This window comes from Streptomyces sp. Tek67B01 (assembly GCF_055231995.1).
In genome coordinates this window covers 4,327,344-4,343,970 of the sequence record NZ_JBUYUY010000001.1, presented here as the reverse complement: position 1 = coordinate 4,343,970, position 16,627 = coordinate 4,327,344, and the positions used below count along the sequence as shown (strand labels likewise).

Genomic DNA, 16,627 nt, shown 5'->3' with positions numbered 1-16,627 from the left:
GTTCACGGCGGGTGTGGCGTTCGGGTGTCGCCTGGGGCGGACACCCGAACGCCGAAACGCCGTGGCGGCTAGATCACCGCGTTGGAGGGGCCGCGGGAGGCCGAGAGGTCGCGGGCCACCGCCTCGGCGTCGCGCAGCGCGCGGACCGCGTTGGACCAGGTCAGCTTGGCCAGGTCGGCCCGTGACCAGCCGCGCGTCAGCAGCTCCGCGATCAGGTTCGGGTAGCCCGACACGTCCTCCAGGCCGGAAGGGGTGAAGGCCGTGCCGTCGTAGTCGCCGCCGATGCCGATGTGGTCGACGCCCGCCACCTCGCGCATGTGGTCGAGGTGGTCCGCGACGGTGGCCGCCGTGGCGACCGGGCGCGGGCGCCCCGCCTCGAAGGCCCGGTGCAGGGCCATCGCCTCGGGGGTGGTGTCGAGGTGGTGGAAGCCGTGGGCGCGCAGGTTCTCGTCGGCCGCCAGCGTCCACTCGACGGCGGCGGGGAGGATGAACTTCGGCACGAAGGTGGCCATGGCCACCCCGCCGTTGGCCGGGAGCAGGGCCAGCACGTCGTCCGGGACGTTGCGCGGGTGGTCGCACACGGCCCGCGCGGAGGAGTGCGAGAAGATCACCGGCGCGGTGGACACCTCGATGGCGTCCCGCATCGTCGTCTCGGCGACGTGCGAGAGGTCCACGAGCATTCCGACGCGGTTCATCTCGCGTACGACCTCGCGGCCGAAGTCGGTGAGGCCGCCGTGCCGGGGTTCGTCGGTCGCCGAGTCCGCCCAGTCGATGGTGTCGTTGTGCGTGAGCGTCATGTACCGCACGCCCAGCCGGTGCAGGGCGCGCAGGGTGGCGAGCGAGTTGTTGATGGAGTGGCCGCCCTCGGCGCCCATCAGCGAGGCGATCCGGCCGTCGGCGCGGGCCGCCTCCATGTCGTCCGCCGTCAGCGCCCGGGCGAAGGCCTCCGGATAACGGGCGATCAGCTGGTCCACGCCGTCGATCTGTTCGAGGGTGGCGCTGACCGCCGTGTCGCCCGCGTAGTCCGACCGTACGAAGACGGACCAGAACTGCGCGCCGACCCCGCCGGCGCGCAGCCGGGGGATGTCGGTGTGCAGGGTGCCGCGCTGGTCGCCACCGACGTCCAGCCGGTCGAGGTCGTAGCGGGCCTGCTCGCGCAGCGCCCAGGGCAGGTCGTTGTGCCCGTCCACCACGGGGTGCTCGGCCAGCAGCTCGCGCGCCTCGGCCAGGCGCTCGTCGGCGCTCACTTGGCGAATCCGAACGATTCCGTGCCTGCGACCTTCGTACGCAGCCGCTTGCCCTTCTCGGTGGCCTGGTCGTTCAGCTCCTGCTGGAAGTCGCGCATCCGGGCCAGCAGCTCGGTGTCGTGGGCGGCCAGCATCCGTACGGCCAGCAGGCCCGCGTTGCGCGCCCCGGCGACGGAGACGGTGGCGACGGGAACGCCGGCGGGCATCTGCACGATCGACAGCAGGGAGTCCATGCCGTCGAGGTACCTGAGCGGGACCGGGACGCCGATCACGGGCAGCGGGGTGACCGACGCGAGCATGCCGGGCAGGTGGGCGGCTCCGCCGGCGCCCGCGATGATGGCCTTGAGGCCGCGGGCGTCGGCCTGCTCCCCGTACGCGATCATCTCGCGCGGCATCCGGTGCGCGGAGACGACGTCGACCTCGTAGGGGATCTCGAACTCGTCCAGCGCCTGGGCGGCGGCCTCCATGACCGGCCAGTCCGAGTCGGAGCCCATGACGATGCCGATGACGGGGCCGGTGGGGCGTGCGGTAGAGCTGGTGCTCATTCGGTGATCGTCCCTCTGAGGTAGCCGGCTGCGTGACGTGCGCGCTCCAGCACATCGTCCAGATCGTCGCCGTAGGTGTTGACGTGGCCGACCTTGCGGCCGTGTTTCACGTCCTTGCCGTACATGTGGATCTTGAGCTGCGGGTCGTGGGCCATGCAGTGCAGGTAGGCCGCGTACATGTCGGGGTAGTCACCGCCCAGGACGTTGGCCATGACGGTCCAGCGGGCGCGCGGGCGCGGGTCGCCCAGCGGCAGGTCCAAGACCGCCCGGACGTGATTGGCGAACTGGGAGGTGATCGCGCCGTCCTGGGTCCAGTGGCCGCTGTTGTGCGGGCGCATGGCCAGTTCGTTGACGAGGATGCGGCCGTCGGTGGTCTCGAAGAGTTCGACGGCCAGGTGGCCGGTCACGTCGAGCTCGCGCGCGATGCGCAGGGCCAGGGCCTGGGCCTCGCCCGCCAGCTCCTCGGACAAGTTCGGGGCGGGCGCGATGACCGTGTCGCAGACGCCGTCGACCTGGATGGACTCGACGACGGGGTAGGCCACCGCCTGGCCGTGCGGGGAGCGGACGATGTTGGCCGCGAGCTCGCGGACGTAGTCCACCTTCTCCTCGGCCAGGACGGGGACGCCCGCCTTGAAGGGCGCCTCCGCGTCCTCGGGGGTGCGGACGAACCACACGCCCTTGCCGTCGTAGCCGCCGCGCACCGTCTTGAGGATGACGGGGAACCCGCCGACCTCCTTCGCGAAGGCCACCGCGTCCGCCGGATCGCGGACGATCCGGTGGCGGGGGCTGGGCGCGCCGATCTCGTCGAGTCTGGCGCGCATCACCCCCTTGTCGGCGGCATGCATCAACGCGTCGGGCCCCGGGCGGACGGGGATGCCGTCCGCTTCCAGGGCCCGCAGGTGTTCGATGGGTACATGCTCGTGGTCGAAAGTGATCACGTCACAGCCGCGCGCGAAGGCACGCAGCGTCTCCAGGTCGCGATAGTCGCCGATGACGACATCGTTCACGACCTGGGCCGCCGAGTCCTGTGGGGTGTCACTGAGGAGCTTGAATCTGATGCCGAGGGGGATACCCGCCTCGTGGGTCATGCGGGCGAGCTGTCCGCCGCCGACCATGCCGACTACCGGGAACGTCACGCTTCCAGGGTATCCGTCGGTATTCCGCCATCCGGACGCGGCCCTGGCGAGGACTCGCCGGGCGCGCCGTGTGCCGTGTGTCGCACGGGGTACCAGGCGCAGACGGACCCGTGGGGCGACACTTACCATGGAGGGGCGACGAGATTCGGTTGACGGATGCGTGTGACGCGGAAGACGTGTGCGAAGACGTGTGCGCCGAGACATGGTCGTCGACGACGAGTGACGCCTCCCGGACCGGGGGCGGCGACGACGGACAGGGACTGAGCCATCACATGAGCACGCCGAAGAACGTATCCGCCCTCGAACGCATACGCGGCATGGCACGGGAGGTCGCCAAGTTCGGGGCGGTCGGCGGGCTGGGCGTGCTGGTGAACATGGGTGTGTTCAACCTGATCCGCAGCACGACCGACCTCCAGGTGGTGCGCGCGAGCGTCATAGCGACCGTGGTGGCCATCGCGTCGAACTACATCGGGTTCCGCTACTTCGCCTACCGGGACCGCGCCAACAACAGCAGTCACACCCGCACCCGTGAGCTGGTGCTGTTCGCCGCCTTCAGCGTGATCGGCCTGGTCATCGAGAACGGCGTGCTGTACACCGCGACGTACGGGCTCGGCTGGGACGGCTCCCTCGCGACGAACTTCTTCAAGTTCGCCGGCATCGGCATCGCCACGATCTTCCGCTTCTGGTCCTACCGGACGTGGGTCTTCAAGGCGCTGCCCGCGCCCGCCGCCCCGTCCCTGGTCGTCGAGCAGCGCGACGGGCAAAGTTCCGCCGCCGCGCCCCTGGCGCCCGAGCCGGCCGCGACCCCGGCCCGCTAGGAGGGGCTGCTGCGGCTCCCCCGCTAGCGGAGGGGCCGCTCCGGCTCCGTCGGATCGGGCGCCGTCCGGCTGAGGAACAGGGCGAAGACCGGCGGCTGGGTCTGGAGCAGCTCCAGCCGGCCGCCGTCCGCCTCCGCGAGATCGCGGGCGACGGCGAGGCCGATGCCCGTCGAATTGCGGCCGCTGATGGCGCGCTCGAAGATCCGGTTGCCGAGGTCGGGCGGCACGCCGGGTCCCTCGTCCGTGACCTCCAGCACCGCCTGGTTGCCGGTGACCCGCGTACGCAGCGCGACCGTGCCGCCACCGTGCATCAGCGCGTTCTCCACGAGGGTGGCCAGCACCTGCGAGACCGCCCCCGGCGTGCCCACGGCCCGCATGCCCGTCCTGCCCGAGCGCACGATGGCCCGACCGGCACTGCGGTAGGCGGGCCGCCACTCCTCCACTTGCTGTTTGACGACCTCGTCCAGGTCGAAGGGGACCGCCGAGCCGGTCCGGGGGTCGCGCGAGTTCGTCAGGAGCCGCTGCACCACGTCCGTGAGCCGCTCCACCTGGGTCAGGGCGATGCTCGCCTCCTCCCGTACGGTCTCCAGATCGTCGGTGACCGTGATCTCCTCCAGCCGCATCGACAGGGCCGTCAGCGGGGTCCGCAGCTGGTGCGAGGCGTCGGCGGCGAGGCGCCGCTCGGCCGTCAGCATCCGGCCGATCCGCTCCGCGCTGGAGTCCAGTACGTCCGCCACCCGGTCCAGCTCGGGGACCCCGTAGCGCTTGTGGCGGGGCCGCGGGTCGCCCGAACCGAGGCGTTCCGCCGTCTCGGCGAGGTCGGTGAGCGGCGAGGCCAGCCGGTTCGCCTGGCGTACGGCGAGCAGTACGGCCGCCACGACGGCCAGCAGCGCCACCGCGCCGACCACGACGAGGGTCCGTCCGACCTCCTTGGTGACCGTGGAGCGGGATTCCTCGATCACCACCACCTCGCCCTGCTCCCCGCGGGCGGTGCCGCGGATGACGCTGCCCGGGATGCGGTCGCCCACTTCGACGGCCGGCCGGCCGGGGACGGTGATGCGGGCGTACCGTCCCTCGTCCAGTTGCTCGCCCAGCGCGAACGAGTCGACCGGCTTGCCCTCCAGCACGTCCGTCTCGACGACGCCCACCAGCCGCAGCGCCTCGGACCCGATCCGTTCCTGGGCGCTGCTGGTGATGGTCCGCGTCTCCACGATGACGAGGGAGACCCCGAACACGGCGATCACGACGAGCACCACGGCGAGCGTGGAGTTGATCAGTCGGCGGCGCACGGCTCAGTCCGCACTCGGATCTTCACCCGGTCACTCACCCGGTCGTTCACTCGTTCGTCCACCCGGTCGTCCACCCGGTCGTTCACCTGGTTCTTCGCTCAGCTCTTCTCGAAACGGAAGCCGACGCCCCGCACCGTCGCGATGTAGCGGGGATTCGCGGCGTCGTCGCCCAGCTTCTTGCGGAGCCAGGAGATGTGCATGTCGAGCGTCTTGGTGGAGGACCACCAGGTGGTGTCCCAGACCTCGCGCATCAACTGATCGCGGGTCACGACCCGGCCCGCGTCCCGGACGAGGACCCGCAGGAGGTCGAACTCCTTGGCGGTGAGCTGGAGCTCCTCTTCTCCCATCCAGGCGCGGTGCGACTCGACGTCGATCCGCACCCCGTGGGTGGCCGGCGCCTGCGAGGCCTCGTTCGCGCCGCGCCGCAGCAGGGCCCGGACGCGGGCCAGCAGTTCGGCGAGCCGGAACGGCTTCGTCACGTAGTCGTCGGCGCCCGCGTCCAGGCCGACGACCGTGTCGACCTCGTCCGCACGGGCGGTCAGCACCAGGATCGGGAAGCCGTGCCCCTCCGCGCGCAGTCGTCGGGCCACTTCCAGGCCGTCCATGCCGGGCAGGCCCAAGTCCAGGACGACGAGGTCGACGCCGCCTTGCAGCCCCGCGGCCAAAGCGGTGGGGCCGTCCTCCCGGACCTCGACCTCGTACCCCTCCCGGCGCAGGGCGCGGGCCAGGGGCTCCGAGATGGATGCGTCGTCCTCGGCGAGCAGTACACGCGTCATGTGGGTGATGGTAGTCCGCGGCGACCGAATCGTGGGCCAGCCCGCATACCCCTGCCGATCTGGGCTTATGGACTACTACGCGCCTTCGAATATGGTCGAACGGTTCCCACGGCGCCTGTGATCCATATCTCAAGTCCTTCCATATGCCGCAGTGTCGTGTCGTATGGTGGCGAGACGCCTGATGCACTACCCAGGGGACCTTTGTGCCGAAAAACGAGCCAAGGGTCTCTCCTTCTGTTCCGGGCGGATCGGCGCCTTGATGCGTACACGTGTCAAGGACTGCCCCGTCCGCCTTGGATGAAGTGAATGACCTAGGGGCCGGGCCCTGCGCGCGAAGCTGCGCGGAGGGCGTGGATCCCGGTTACGGACCTTCCTTCGCCCCCACCCGTGGGGCGAGACCCCGAGGCGTGGGGTGGGCGGCCCGTCGCCGGTGCCGGCCACCCCCCACAGGGCGCTGTCCCGCTCACGAAGCGAAGCGTCCCGATCAAGCAAGGATCGACCATGGCTTCCAGCCTGACGAAGGAACCGGTGGCTCCGGCCGCCGAGAAGACCTTCTTCGGCCACCCCCGTGGCCTGGCCACTCTGTTCATGACCGAGATGTGGGAGCGCTTCAGCTTCTACGGCATGAAGGCCCTTCTTCTCGTTTACCTGATCTCGGGTGGCCCGGATGCCAAGAAGGGCAGCCTGGGCGGCGGCATCGGCATGGACGAGGGCACGGCGATCGCCGTCTTCTCCATCTACGTCTCCATGGTCTACCTGCTCGCCATGCCGGGCGGCTGGCTGGGCGACCGTGTCTGGGGTCCGCGCAAGACCGTGACGGTGGCCGCCGTGACGATCATGTCCGGTCACGTGATCCTGGCACTGCCCGGGCAGGCGACCTTCTACGTCGGTCTCGCGCTCGTCGCGATCGGCTCGGGCCTGCTCAAGGCCAACATCTCCACCATGGTCGGCCAGCTGTACAAGGACGCGGACGACCCGCGCCGTGACGGTGGCTTCACGATCTTCTACATGGGCATCAACGCGGGTGCCTTCTTCGCCCCGCTGGCCATCGGCACCGTGGGCCAGAAGGTCAACTGGCACCTCGGCTTCGCGATGGCGGCCGTCGGTATGGGCATCGGCCTCGCCGTCTTCCTGCTGGGCACCAAGCACCTGAACCCCGTCAGCTCGGTCGTTCCCAAGCCGCTGTCGGCCGAAGAGCGCACCTCGTGGTTGCGCAAGGTCGCCGTCGCGGTCGCCGTCGTGGCGGTCTTCTACACCGTCATCGGTGTCGCCGGCATGTTCACCAAGGCCTGGGCGACCATCCCGCTCACGCTGATCGGTCTGATCGTCCCGACCGCCGTGCTCGTGCGCATCAAGCGGGACAAGGAACTCGACCGCGGCGAACAGTCGAAGATGACCGGCTACATCTGGTTCTTCGTGGCTGCCGCCGCCTTCTGGATGATCTACGACCAGGGTGCTTCGACGGTCCAGGCGTTCGGCGAGACCAAGGCTTCCGGCTCGTTGCTCGGCTTCGAGTTCCCCTCCTCCTGGTACCAGTCGCTGAACCCGGTCTTCATCATGGCGCTGGCCCCGGTCTTCGCCTGGATCTGGCTGTGGCTGAACCGCAAGGGCAAGGAGCCCACCACCGTCGGGAAGTTCGCCGCCGGCCTGTTCTTCATCGGCGTCTCGTTCTTCTTCTTCCTGCTGCCGGTAGCCATGTCCTCCAACGGCCAGCTGGTCAGCCCGATGTGGCTCGTGGGCATCTACCTGATCCAGACGGTCGGCGAGCTGTGCATCTCCCCGGTCGGCCTGTCGGTCACCACGAAGATGGCCCCGCGCAAGTACGCGTCGCAGATGATGGGCGTCTGGTTCCTCGCGGTGACGGCGGGTGACTCGATCACCAGCCTCCTGTCGGACCCGTCCGTCTTCGGTGTGGACCTCAACGGCACCGGCGCCGTGGCGATCGAGGCCACCCTGGCCACGCTGGCCGCCCTGGCGGTCTTCATGTACCGCAAGAAGGTCAAGGACCTCATGGGCGACGTGCGCTGACGCACCCTCCCGCGCATGTGTAGGGCCCGGCACACCGGAAGGTGTGCCGGGCCCTTCGGCGTCCCCGGGCCGCTTCGGCGCTCAGACGCCCCGCGTCTCGGACTTGAAGCCCACGAGGAACGACTTGAATCCGCAGCCCACCTCGGCTTTGCTTCCCGTCGGGGTCCAGTGGCTGTGGTAGGTGCGGCGGACGACGTGCTCGCGCACGCCCTGGACCGTGTCACAGATGATCACGGCGCGGTGGCGCGCGCCGGAAGGCAGCCGTCCCGAACAGGCCGACGTGACGTTCGGACGGCCCCAGCGGTCCATGTCGGCGGTCGCCTTGCAGCCCTCTTGGCCGCGCCGGCCGGCACGGCGACCGCCGGCGCGGCACCGGCCATGGCGAACGCCGAAGCGGCGGCCGCTGTCACGAGCACGGACGTGAATTTCATGAGCTGCCCCATTGTTCGCCGGTTCGGCGGATGAAAACCGCATATCCGCCGAACCGGACGCTAGCAAGCAGGAACGATCACCCCCAAGGGGTTCCGTCGGGCATGACACGAAGGGCGGACAGCGAGGTCAGCGGTTGCCGCGCAGGCGGCGCCAGGGGGTGAAGGTGAAGACCGCCGCGCCGAGCAGGATGACCGTGCCGGCGACGAGGCCCAGGGCCTTGAGGCCGCCGCCGTCCTGCGCGCCGGTCTCGGCGAGGCCGCCGGACGCGGCGGAGCCGCCGGTGGAGCCGCCGGTGGTGCTGCCGGTGGTGGACGGCGAGCCGGAGCCGCCCGGCTGGGCGGCGGTGTCCAGCTCCAGCGAGACGCCGCTGCTGGTGGCCTTGCAGGGCACGTTGATCGGTGTGGAGCCCGGGGCCATCGTGACGTCGATCGTCAGCTGGTCCGGGCTGAGCGTCACCTTGCCGGTCTTGCCGGGCTTGTATGTGCCGGTCATGTCGCTGAGGCTGACCGGGGCCTTGTCCGGGATCGGCTCCGCGTTGGCCGGTCCGGTGACCTTGACCGTGCCGCTGTCGGCGCCGCCGAGCTTGATGTCCATCGAGGGCTTGAGCGCCCCCGCCGGGAGGGCCATGGGGCTGGCCATGGCGCCCTTGGCGGTCTTGACCGTCAGGTCGTAGCCGCCGCCGTTCTTCTTCGCGTTGATGGTGACCGGGGTCTTGATGCCGCCGGGGACGACGGCGCCGCAGTCGTAGGCGACCTCGATCGGCTTGCCGGGGAAGTCGGTCTGGGCGCCGGTGCCACCGGTGGTCGAGCCGCCGGTGGTTCCGCCGGTCGCGGTGCCGCCGGTGGTCGAGCCGCCGGTTGTCGAGCCTCCCGTGGTCCCGCCGGTCGCGGTGCCGCCGGTCGCGGTGCCGCCGGTGGTGCCGCCCGTCGTGGCGCCGCCGCCCTCGGTGACCTTGATGGTGGCACCGACCCCGACCGTCTCCTGCGGGGTGCACTTCGTGATGAAGCCACTGAAGTCCACGTCGTACTTGCCCGGCGTGATGGTGACGTCACCCGCCTTGGTCAGCTTGACCTTGCCCTTCATGTCGGACATGACCATGGGGGCCTTCTTCGGGATGGGCGGGTTCTTCCGCTCCCCCTCCAACTTGACCTCGGAAGCCAGCGCGCCGCCGAGCTTGACGTAGCCGGTGGGCTTGACGGTGTCCTTGCCCAGGTCCATCAGGTCGGTGTTGTTCGAGGCCGGTTTGACGGTCTTCCAGACCACCTCGACCTCGTCGCCGACCTTCGCCGTGGCGGGCGCGGTGATGGAGACGGTGGTGGTGCCCTGGACCGGGCCGCCACCTCCCGCCGGCGGGATGCACTCCACCTTGTAGGAGACGTCGGCCGCCTGGGCGGGGGCGGCCGCCAGCAGGATGCCCGCGCCGCCGAACAGCAGCGCGACTGCGGCCGCGCTCACCCTCCGTTGGGTCTTCACGAATGTCCCTTCGTCGTCGGACGGTTCTCAGACGGTGCGGATGTCTGCGGTGTACGTGGTGCGGGTGGTGCGGATGGTGTGGTTGGTTTCTGCGGTTCTGGTGGTGCGTCGGGTTCCGGCGCGGTGTCCGGGGTGAACCACGGCAGTACCGCCGTGGAGGCTTCGGGGTCCGCCGCCGGCGGGGCGGAGGCGGGGCGCGGGCGGACGCGGTCGACGACGGCCATGCCGAGGCGGAAGACGGCGGTCGGGATCACCACCAGCAGCAGGGCCCAGAACAGCAGCACGCCGTACGGGCGCCCCACCCCCCACGGCTGCGTGGCCACCACCTTGTCCCCGTACTTGAGCGAGACCGTGTAGTCCCCGTGGGCTCCCGCGGCCAGCGTCACGTCCAGCCGGACCTCCGCCTTGCCGCCGGGCGCGATGGTGCCCTTCCAGCGGGCTTCCTCCCACTGGGGCGCGTACACCCCGTGCGAGGTGCCGAGCTGGAAGACCGGGTCCCGGACCGGGGCCGAGCCCAGGTTGCCGACCGTGACCGTGAACTTGCGCGTGGGCGGGGCCCCGAACCAGGTCAGGACCCCGTCGTCGCCCTCCAGCCGGACCCCGGTGAGCAGCGCGAGGCGGCCGCTTCCGGACTCGGCGGGCAACTCGGCCACGGGGTGACCGGTGATCTTGATCGGGAGGGCGACGGTGGACCGGTCCCCGTTGACGGAGGCCACGTTCACCACGCAGGGGCACGGCTTGGGTGGTCCGACGACGGGCAGTGCGGCGGTGAAGTGCCCGTCGTCGCCGACCGCGACGGCGACCCCGTCGGCGTTGGCGCAGCTGTTGGTGCCGCCGATCATGTTCTGTCCGCAGACCAGCAGCATCACCAGAGTCTTGGCCCGCCAGCCGGCGCCGGTGACGGTGATGCCGGCGCCCTTGGCCACCTCCTGGAGCGAGAGCGTGGCGGTGGGTTTTGCCTCGTCGGTGACGGCGGCCGGGGCCACGGCGGCCGGGGCCGCGGCGGCCGGGGCTGCGGGGAGCAACGCCAGGGCGAACACCGCGAGCCCGGCCGTGAGCAGGGCCGCGATCCGCGCGCGGGCTGTCCCGCCGGTGTCGACGTTCACCTGGACGCCCCCGTCAACTGGTCTTGATCGGGGCGTGGTTGGCGCCCCGGGCCATGCTCCCGCTCCTGTCCTGCTCCCGCTCCTGTTCCTCGTACGGGTCCGGCGACCGGCGGGTGTGTGCGGCGCGGCGCCTGCGTACGAGGAACAGCGCGGCCCCGGCGACACCGCCCAGGACGACGAGGCCGAGGCCGAGCCGGCCGATCGGGGACCGCGGCACGCACCACACGGAGGTGGTGCCCGTGGCGCGGGCGGCGCCGGGGGCGGTGGCGGTGAGCGTGAGGCGCACGCGGTCGAACGCCGGGGCCCCGGGCCAGGGTTCGGTCAGCTCGACCCGCTGCCCGGGCAGCAGTTCCACCGGCAGGACGTGGGGGCCGCGCCCGGGGACCGAGCCGAAGCGGCCGTCGGCGCGGACGGCGAGGGTGGGGGCGAGGGCGACGTTGCCCCGGTTGACGAGGGTGTACGCGATGACCACCGCCCCGCCCCGGCCCCGTACGGCCACGTCCTCGACGGTGAGGGCCGCCACGGTCGGGCCGCTGACGCGCAGGTGGACCCGTACGCCCGCTTCGTGGCCGGCTTCGGTGGCGACGACGGCGGCCGAGTGGTCACCGGGCGCGGAGGCGGCCGGGAGGGTGACGGTGAAGGGCACCACCGCGCGCGTGTGGGCGGGGAGCCGGACGATCGCGCTCCGGCCGAAGCTGATCCAGGAGCCGGGGCCCGGGCCGGGGGCGGCGCCGGAGGTGGTGCCGGGGCCGGCCGCAGGGCGTACGGCGAGGGAGCCGTCGGCGGTGTTGTAGGCGTCGGCTCCGCGCAGGGTGACGGTGTGCTCCCGGTCGGTGGGATTGGCCAGGGCGAGGCTGTCCTCCAAGGCCGTGCCTGGGGCGCCGGAGAGGTAGAAGTACGGGCGTGCGGCGGCGCCGGCGCGGCCCGCGGCGGGCTCGGCGGTCCAGCCCGGCGCGTCGGGAGCGTCGTCGGCGACGGCGGCCTGCGCAGGGACCCCGTTCAGCAGCGCGGCCGCAGCCAAGAGGGCGAGGCAGAGCCTCCTGGGGGCGCGGCGCCGGGGCGGGTGCGGCCGGCGGGTGTGGGGCACGGGCATGGGCGGGGCCGCTCCGTTCAGGACCGGGTCTGCTGGGCCCGCTCGCCGCGCCGGGTCAGCCACAGGACGCCGGCCGCGCCGGAGAGCAGCACGGTGGCGCCGAGGGTGCCCAGCGCGAGGGCGGAGTCGGCGGGGCCGGTCTGCGGGAGGGTTTCGGGGGCGGCCTCCTGCGGTCCCCCGCCGGCGGCCGTCACGTCGAGTTCCAGGGACGGCCTCGGATCGTTGCCCGGGGTGCAGGTGGTCGTGGTGCCCATCGCCTTGATGGTGAGCACACCGGCGGTGAAGGTGACCTTGCCGCTCTTCTTCGGGGTGTAGGTGCCCGAGAGGTCGGAGATCTTGATGGGGGTGTCGGCGGGGACGGCCTCGGAGTTCGCGGGGCCGGAGACGGGTACGGACACCTTCTCGGCGCCGTCGGCCTGAAGCACGGCGCTGGGGTTCATCGCGCCCTTGCCGAGCTCGATGGGGCTGGAGGAGACGCCCTTCTGGAAGGACATCGTCAGCTTGTACGCGTCCCCGTCCTTGACCGCCTTGACGTCGATGGGCGAGACCGCCGACTTGTCCCCGATCGGCGTCTGGCAGTTGTACGCGACGTCGACCACATCGGCGTGGGCCGCGGGGGCGGCCGCCAGCAGGGCGGCCGCCGATCCGGCCACCGCGCAGAGCAGGGCGGGGACCGGTGCGAGCGTGGTGGAACGTTTCCGGTTGGACACCTTCGTCTTCCCCTCGGACCACAAGTTACTGACGGAACATCAGATCGGTGGCTCAAGGTACGCCCGGGGCCTTATGGAGGGAAGACAAAGGACGCGGGTGTTCGGGCGGGGCGTCGTACCGGGTGCAAGCAGGGCGTCGTACCGGCTCCGGGCCGTCCGTGGACGGGGCGTCGTACCGGCTTTCAGGCGGCGCGCACTCCCCGCTGCCAGACGGCGGAGACCAGCGGGACGCCGGGCCGGTAGGCGAGGTGGACGTGGCTGGGGGCTTCCAGCAGGGCCAGGTCCGCGCGGGCGCCGGGGGTGAGCACGCCGATGTCGGTGCGGCGCAGGGCGCGGGCGCCTCCGGCGGTGGCCGACCACAGGGCCTCGTCGGGGGTCATCCGCATGTCCCGGACGGCGAGCGCGATGCAGAACGGCATGGAACTCGTGTAGGAGGAGCCGGGGTTGCAGTCGGTGGACAGGGCGACGGTGGCGCCCGCGTCGAGGAGCCGGCGGGCGTCGGGCCACTGGGCGCGGGTGGAGAACTCGGCGCCGGGGAGCAGCGTCGCGACGGTGCGGGTGCTCTGGGCGAGGGCGTCGACATCGGCGTCGGTGAGGTGGGTGCAGTGGTCGGCCGAGGCGGCTTCGAGCTCGACGGCGAGCTGGACGCCGGGGCCGTGGGAGAGCTGGTTGGCGTGGATGCGCGGGATGAGTCCGGCCGCGGCGCCGGCGGTGAGGATGGCGCGGGCCTGGTCGCCGTCGAAGGCGCCCTTCTCGCAGAAGACGTCGACCCACCGTGCGTGCGGGGCGCAGGCCGCGAGCATCTCGCCGGTGACGAGCGCGACGTAGCCCGCGGGGTCGTCGGCGTAGTCCGGGGAGACGATGTGCGCGCCCAGGTAGGTGACCTCCTCGGTGTGCGCGGCGGCGATGCGCAGCGCGCGGGCCTCGTCCTCGACGGTGAGGCCGTAGCCGGACTTGGTCTCGAGGGTGGTGGTGCCCTGGCGGCGGGCCTCGTCGAGGTGGCGCAGCAGGTTGGCTTCGAGTTGGGCGTCGGTGGCGGCGCGGGTGGCGGCGACGGTGGTGCGGATGCCGCCCGCGGAGTAGGCGCGGCCCGACATGCGGGCGTTGAACTCCGCGGTGCGGTCGCCGGCGAAGACGAGGTGGGAGTGGGAGTCCACGAAGCCGGGGATCACGGCCCGGCCGGCGGCGTCGAAGGCGTTGTCGGTGGCGGGTGCTTTGCTGGATTCACCGACCCAGGCGATGCGGTCGCCGTCGATGACGACCGCCGCGTCCTGGATCAGTCCGAGGGGGGAAGCGTCACCGAGGGAGGGGTCGTTCGTGACCAGGTTGGCGATGTTGGTGATGACCGTGGTGCTCATGGTGTTCAGGGGCTCCTTCAGCCGCGTACGGCCGCGATCGACTCGGCGAGGGCTGCGGGGACGTCCGGTACCAGGGTGTGCGCCCCGTCCCGCACGAGGTGACGCCCGCCCACGACCGTGTGGCGCACGTCCGCCGCGGAGGCGGCGAATACGGCCGTCTCGGCGCCCAGTCGGGGCAGCGGGCCCGCGGTCCTGACGGAGTCCAGGGCGATCGTGGTGAAGTCGGCGAGGGCGCCCGTCTCCAGGCGGCCCGCGTCGGGGAGGCCAAGGGCGGCGTGGCCGTCGGCGGTGGCGGCGGTGAGCAGGGCGTTCGCCGTCCAGTGACCGCGGGTGCGGCTGCTGAGGCGCTCGTTCAGCTCCATCGCGCGGGCCTCTTCGAGCAGGTCGATCACCGCGTGGCTGTCGCTGCCGAGGGACAGGGGGCTGCCGGCCTGCTGGAGCCGGCGGGCGGGGCCGATGCCGTCGGCGAGGTCGCGTTCGGTGGTCGGGCACATGCAGGTGCCGGTGCGGGTTCCGCCGAGGAGGCCGATGTCCAGGTCGGTGAGGTGCGTGTTGTGGACGCCGGTGGTGCGGGGGCCGAGCACGCCGTTCTCGGCGAGGAGCTCGGTGGGGGTGCACCCGTGGGCGGCCTGGCAGGCCTCGTTCTCCGCGGTCTGCTCGGAGAGGTGGACGTGCAGGGGGGCGCACTGTTCGTCGGCCCAGCGGGCCACGGTGGCGAGCTGGCCGGCGGGGACGGCGCGGACGGAGTGGACGGCGGCGCCGATCAGGGCGTGCTCGCGGGGGCGCAGGGCGCTGACGCGCTCGGCCCAGGCGTCGGCGGTGCCGTCCGAGAAGCGGCGCTGGTGGGCGCTCGGCTCCTGGCCGAAGCCGGCGGAGAGGTAGGCGGTGTCGAGGAGGGTGATCCGGATGCCCGCGGCGGCCGCGGCCTCGATCAGGGCCTCGCCCATGGCGTTCGGGTCGTTGTAGGGGGCGCCGCCGGGCGCGTGGTGGAGGTAGTGGAACTCGCCGACGTTGGTGATGCCGGCGAGGGCCATCTCCGCGTACACCGCGCGGGCCAGCGCGAAGTACGTGTCGGGGGTGAGGTTCTGGGCGACCTGGTACATGAACTCGCGCCAGGTCCAGAAGGTGCCGCTGCCGACCTGGACGAGGGAGCGCAGGGCCCGGTGGAAGGCATGGCTGTGCGCGTTGGCCAGGCCCGGGACGGTGAGGCCGCGCAGGACCTCCGCGCCACGCGGCGGGGCGTGGACCCCGGAGGTCAGCGCGGCGATCCGGCCGTCCTCGGATACCTCCAGGGCGACGCCCGGCTCGACGTGGGCGCCGAGCCAGGCGTGTTCCAGCCAGTACGTCTTCAACGGCACGCGAGACCTTCCAGTACGTCGGCGAGGGCGAGGACTCCGGCGACGCAGTCGTCCTCGGCGGCGAACTCCGAGGGCGAGTGGGAGACGCCGGTGGGGTTGCGTACGAACAGCATCGCGGTCGGGACGGCGGCGGAGAGGATTCCGGCGTCGTGTCCCGCCCCGGTACCCAGGACGGGGACGGCCCCGCCCAGGATGCGGTTCAGTTCGTCGCGCAGCGCGTGCTCGAACTCCACGACCGGGGTGAAGGACTCCCGGATCACCGCCAGGTCGATGCCGTCCTGGTCGGCGCGCTCGTGGGCGGCCTTCTCGATGGCCGTGACGACCGTGTCGAGGGTGGCCTGGTCGGCGGCGCGGGAGTCGAGCCAGCCCCGTACGAGCGAGGGGATGGCGTTGACCCCGTTGGGTTCGACCGCGATCTTCCCGAAGGTGGCGACGGCGCCGGCGAGGGCCGCCTCGGTCCGGGCGGCCAGGACGGTCGCCGCGTACGTGATCATCGGGTCGCGCCGGTCGACGAGACGGGTGGTGCCCGCGTGGTTGGCCTCGCCTCGGAAGTCGAAGCGCCAGCGCCCGTGGGGCCAGATCGCGGAGGCGATGCCGACGCGGTCGCCGGAGAGGTCCAGCGCCCGTCCCTGTTCGACGTGCAGCTCGACGAAGGCGCCGATCCGGGCGAGGCGTTCGGGATCGGCCCCGATCGCCTCGGGATCGTATCCGGCGGCTTCCATGGCACGGGGCAGGCTCACGCCGTCCGCGTCGCGCAGCTCGTACGCCTTCTCCTTGGTCAGCTGCCCCGCGGTGAGGCGGGAGCCGACGCAGGCGAGGCCGAAGCGGGCCCCTTCCTCGTCACCGAAGTTGGTGATGGCCAGCGGCCTGGAGAACTCCGCACCCCTGTGGCGGAGTTCGTCCAGGGCCGCGAAGGAGGACACCACGCCGAGGGGGCCGTCGAAGGCGCCGCCGTCGGGGACGGAGTCCAGGTGCGAGCCGGTGACGACGGCGTCGCCCGCGAGGGGGTCGCCGAGCCAGGCCCACTGGTTGCCGTTGCGGTCCGTCTCGTAGGTGAGCCCGCGGGCCAGCGCCTGCTCCCGGAACCAGGTCCGGCAGTCGGCGTCAGCGCCGGTCCACGCGTACCTGCGGTATCCGCCGGTGTCCGGGTGGCGGCCGACGGGGGCGAGATCGCCCCACATGCCGTGGAAGGAGCGGGCGCCGCCGGACGCCGCCGGGGCCGGGGCTCCGGCGGCGCCGTGGTCGGAGGTGTGCGAGG

15 protein-coding genes are annotated in these 16,627 nt (G+C 72.0%); 2 read left to right on the top strand and 13 right to left on the bottom strand.

The annotated features are described in order from the left end of the window. Positions 1–68 precede the first annotated feature (68 nt). From ACV7NM_RS19575 to ACV7NM_RS19565, 3 genes are read right to left on the bottom strand one after another with little or no spacing between them, the layout of a single operon-like run. Positions 69–1,247 (bottom strand): dipeptidase, encoded by a 1,179-nt coding sequence (locus tag ACV7NM_RS19575; RefSeq protein ID WP_463411471.1) that lies wholly within the window; start codon positions 1,245–1,247, stop codon positions 69–71. Then, a complete protein-coding gene (gene purE / locus ACV7NM_RS19570; RefSeq protein ID WP_136213634.1) occupies positions 1,244–1,792 on the bottom strand; it encodes a 5-(carboxyamino)imidazole ribonucleotide mutase in 549 nt (182 codons plus the stop codon). Before purE ends, ACV7NM_RS19575 begins: the two co-directional genes overlap by 4 nt. Next, entirely contained in the window at positions 1,789–2,928 is a 1,140-nt protein-coding gene (locus ACV7NM_RS19565) for a 5-(carboxyamino)imidazole ribonucleotide synthase (protein WP_463411470.1), read from the bottom strand. Before ACV7NM_RS19565 ends, purE begins: the two co-directional genes overlap by 4 nt. Positions 2,929–3,200: 272 nt before the next feature. Here ACV7NM_RS19565 and ACV7NM_RS19560 point away from each other — a divergent pair, with 272 nt between their 5' ends. After that, positions 3,201–3,746 carry a GtrA family protein gene (locus ACV7NM_RS19560; RefSeq protein WP_463411469.1) on the top strand — a complete coding sequence of 182 codons (546 nt, stop codon included), beginning with the start codon at positions 3,201–3,203 and terminating at the stop codon, positions 3,744–3,746. 23 nt (positions 3,747–3,769) lie between these two features. On the opposite strand, the gene ACV7NM_RS19555 is transcribed toward ACV7NM_RS19560, so the two are convergent. Then, positions 3,770–5,035, bottom strand: a complete 1,266-nt coding sequence (locus ACV7NM_RS19555; RefSeq protein ID WP_463411468.1) for an ATP-binding protein — start codon at positions 5,033–5,035, stop codon at positions 3,770–3,772. A 98-nt stretch (positions 5,036–5,133) separates the two neighbouring features. Beyond that, positions 5,134–5,811: a response regulator transcription factor gene (locus ACV7NM_RS19550; protein ID WP_136213631.1), complete on the bottom strand. Its 678-nt coding sequence runs from the start codon at positions 5,809–5,811 to the stop codon at positions 5,134–5,136. 501 nt (positions 5,812–6,312) lie between these two features. Between ACV7NM_RS19550 and ACV7NM_RS19545 the strand changes: the two genes are divergently transcribed. Continuing rightward, a complete protein-coding gene (locus tag ACV7NM_RS19545) occupies positions 6,313–7,839 on the top strand; it encodes a peptide MFS transporter (protein WP_463411467.1) in 1,527 nt (508 codons plus the stop codon). 81 nt (positions 7,840–7,920) lie between these two features. On the opposite strand, the gene ACV7NM_RS19540 is transcribed toward ACV7NM_RS19545, so the two are convergent. The 8 genes from ACV7NM_RS19540 to ACV7NM_RS19505 all read right to left on the bottom strand — a co-directional run bounded on the left by ACV7NM_RS19540 (position 7,921) and on the right by ACV7NM_RS19505 (position 16,550). Further along, positions 7,921–8,148, bottom strand: a complete 228-nt coding sequence (locus ACV7NM_RS19540; protein ID WP_463411466.1) for a hypothetical protein — start codon at positions 8,146–8,148, stop codon at positions 7,921–7,923. Between the two features lie 249 nt (positions 8,149–8,397). Then, complete coding sequence (locus tag ACV7NM_RS19535; RefSeq protein WP_463411465.1) at positions 8,398–9,726, bottom strand: hypothetical protein; 1,329 nt, start codon at positions 9,724–9,726, stop codon at positions 8,398–8,400. 14 nt (positions 9,727–9,740) lie between these two features. Continuing rightward, positions 9,741–10,850: a hypothetical protein gene (locus ACV7NM_RS19530; protein WP_463411464.1), complete on the bottom strand. Its 1,110-nt coding sequence runs from the start codon at positions 10,848–10,850 to the stop codon at positions 9,741–9,743. 13 nt (positions 10,851–10,863) lie between these two features. Beyond that, a complete protein-coding gene (locus ACV7NM_RS19525) occupies positions 10,864–11,943 on the bottom strand; it encodes a hypothetical protein (RefSeq protein ID WP_463411463.1) in 1,080 nt (359 codons plus the stop codon). 17 nt (positions 11,944–11,960) lie between these two features. Beyond that, positions 11,961–12,653 carry an LPXTG cell wall anchor domain-containing protein gene (locus ACV7NM_RS19520; RefSeq protein WP_463411462.1) on the bottom strand — a complete coding sequence of 231 codons (693 nt, stop codon included), beginning with the start codon at positions 12,651–12,653 and terminating at the stop codon, positions 11,961–11,963. Positions 12,654–12,835: 182 nt separating this feature from the next. Further along, positions 12,836–14,011, bottom strand: coding sequence for an imidazolonepropionase (hutI, locus tag ACV7NM_RS19515; protein ID WP_463411461.1), 1,176 nt, complete (start codon positions 14,009–14,011; stop codon positions 12,836–12,838). 17 nt (positions 14,012–14,028) lie between these two features. Then, positions 14,029–15,369, bottom strand: coding sequence for a formimidoylglutamate deiminase (locus ACV7NM_RS19510; RefSeq protein ID WP_463411460.1), 1,341 nt, complete (start codon positions 15,367–15,369; stop codon positions 14,029–14,031). Next, on the bottom strand, positions 15,360–16,550 hold the full coding sequence (locus tag ACV7NM_RS19505; protein ID WP_463413992.1) for an allantoate amidohydrolase: 1,191 nt from the start codon (positions 16,548–16,550) through the stop codon (positions 15,360–15,362). Before ACV7NM_RS19505 ends, ACV7NM_RS19510 begins: the two co-directional genes overlap by 10 nt. Positions 16,551–16,627 lie beyond the last annotated feature (77 nt).

Excerpts from the sequence above, each read along its gene's own strand:
- purE (WP_136213634.1), bottom strand. The coding sequence starts at position 1,792 with ATGAGCACCAGCTCTACCGCACGCCCCACCGGCCCCGTCATCGGCATC.
- ACV7NM_RS19560 (WP_463411469.1), top strand. The coding sequence starts at position 3,201 with ATGAGCACGCCGAAGAACGTATCCGCCCTCGAACGCATACGCGGCATG.
- ACV7NM_RS19550 (WP_136213631.1), bottom strand. The coding sequence starts at position 5,811 with ATGACGCGTGTACTGCTCGCCGAGGACGACGCATCCATCTCGGAGCCC.
- ACV7NM_RS19545 (WP_463411467.1), top strand. The coding sequence starts at position 6,313 with ATGGCTTCCAGCCTGACGAAGGAACCGGTGGCTCCGGCCGCCGAGAAG.
- ACV7NM_RS19540 (WP_463411466.1), bottom strand. The coding sequence starts at position 8,148 with ATGGACCGCTGGGGCCGTCCGAACGTCACGTCGGCCTGTTCGGGACGG.
- ACV7NM_RS19525 (WP_463411463.1), bottom strand. The coding sequence starts at position 11,943 with ATGCCCGTGCCCCACACCCGCCGGCCGCACCCGCCCCGGCGCCGCGCC.
- hutI (WP_463411461.1), bottom strand. The coding sequence starts at position 14,011 with ATGAGCACCACGGTCATCACCAACATCGCCAACCTGGTCACGAACGAC.
- ACV7NM_RS19505 (WP_463413992.1), bottom strand. The coding sequence starts at position 16,550 with ATGTGGGGCGATCTCGCCCCCGTCGGCCGCCACCCGGACACCGGCGGA.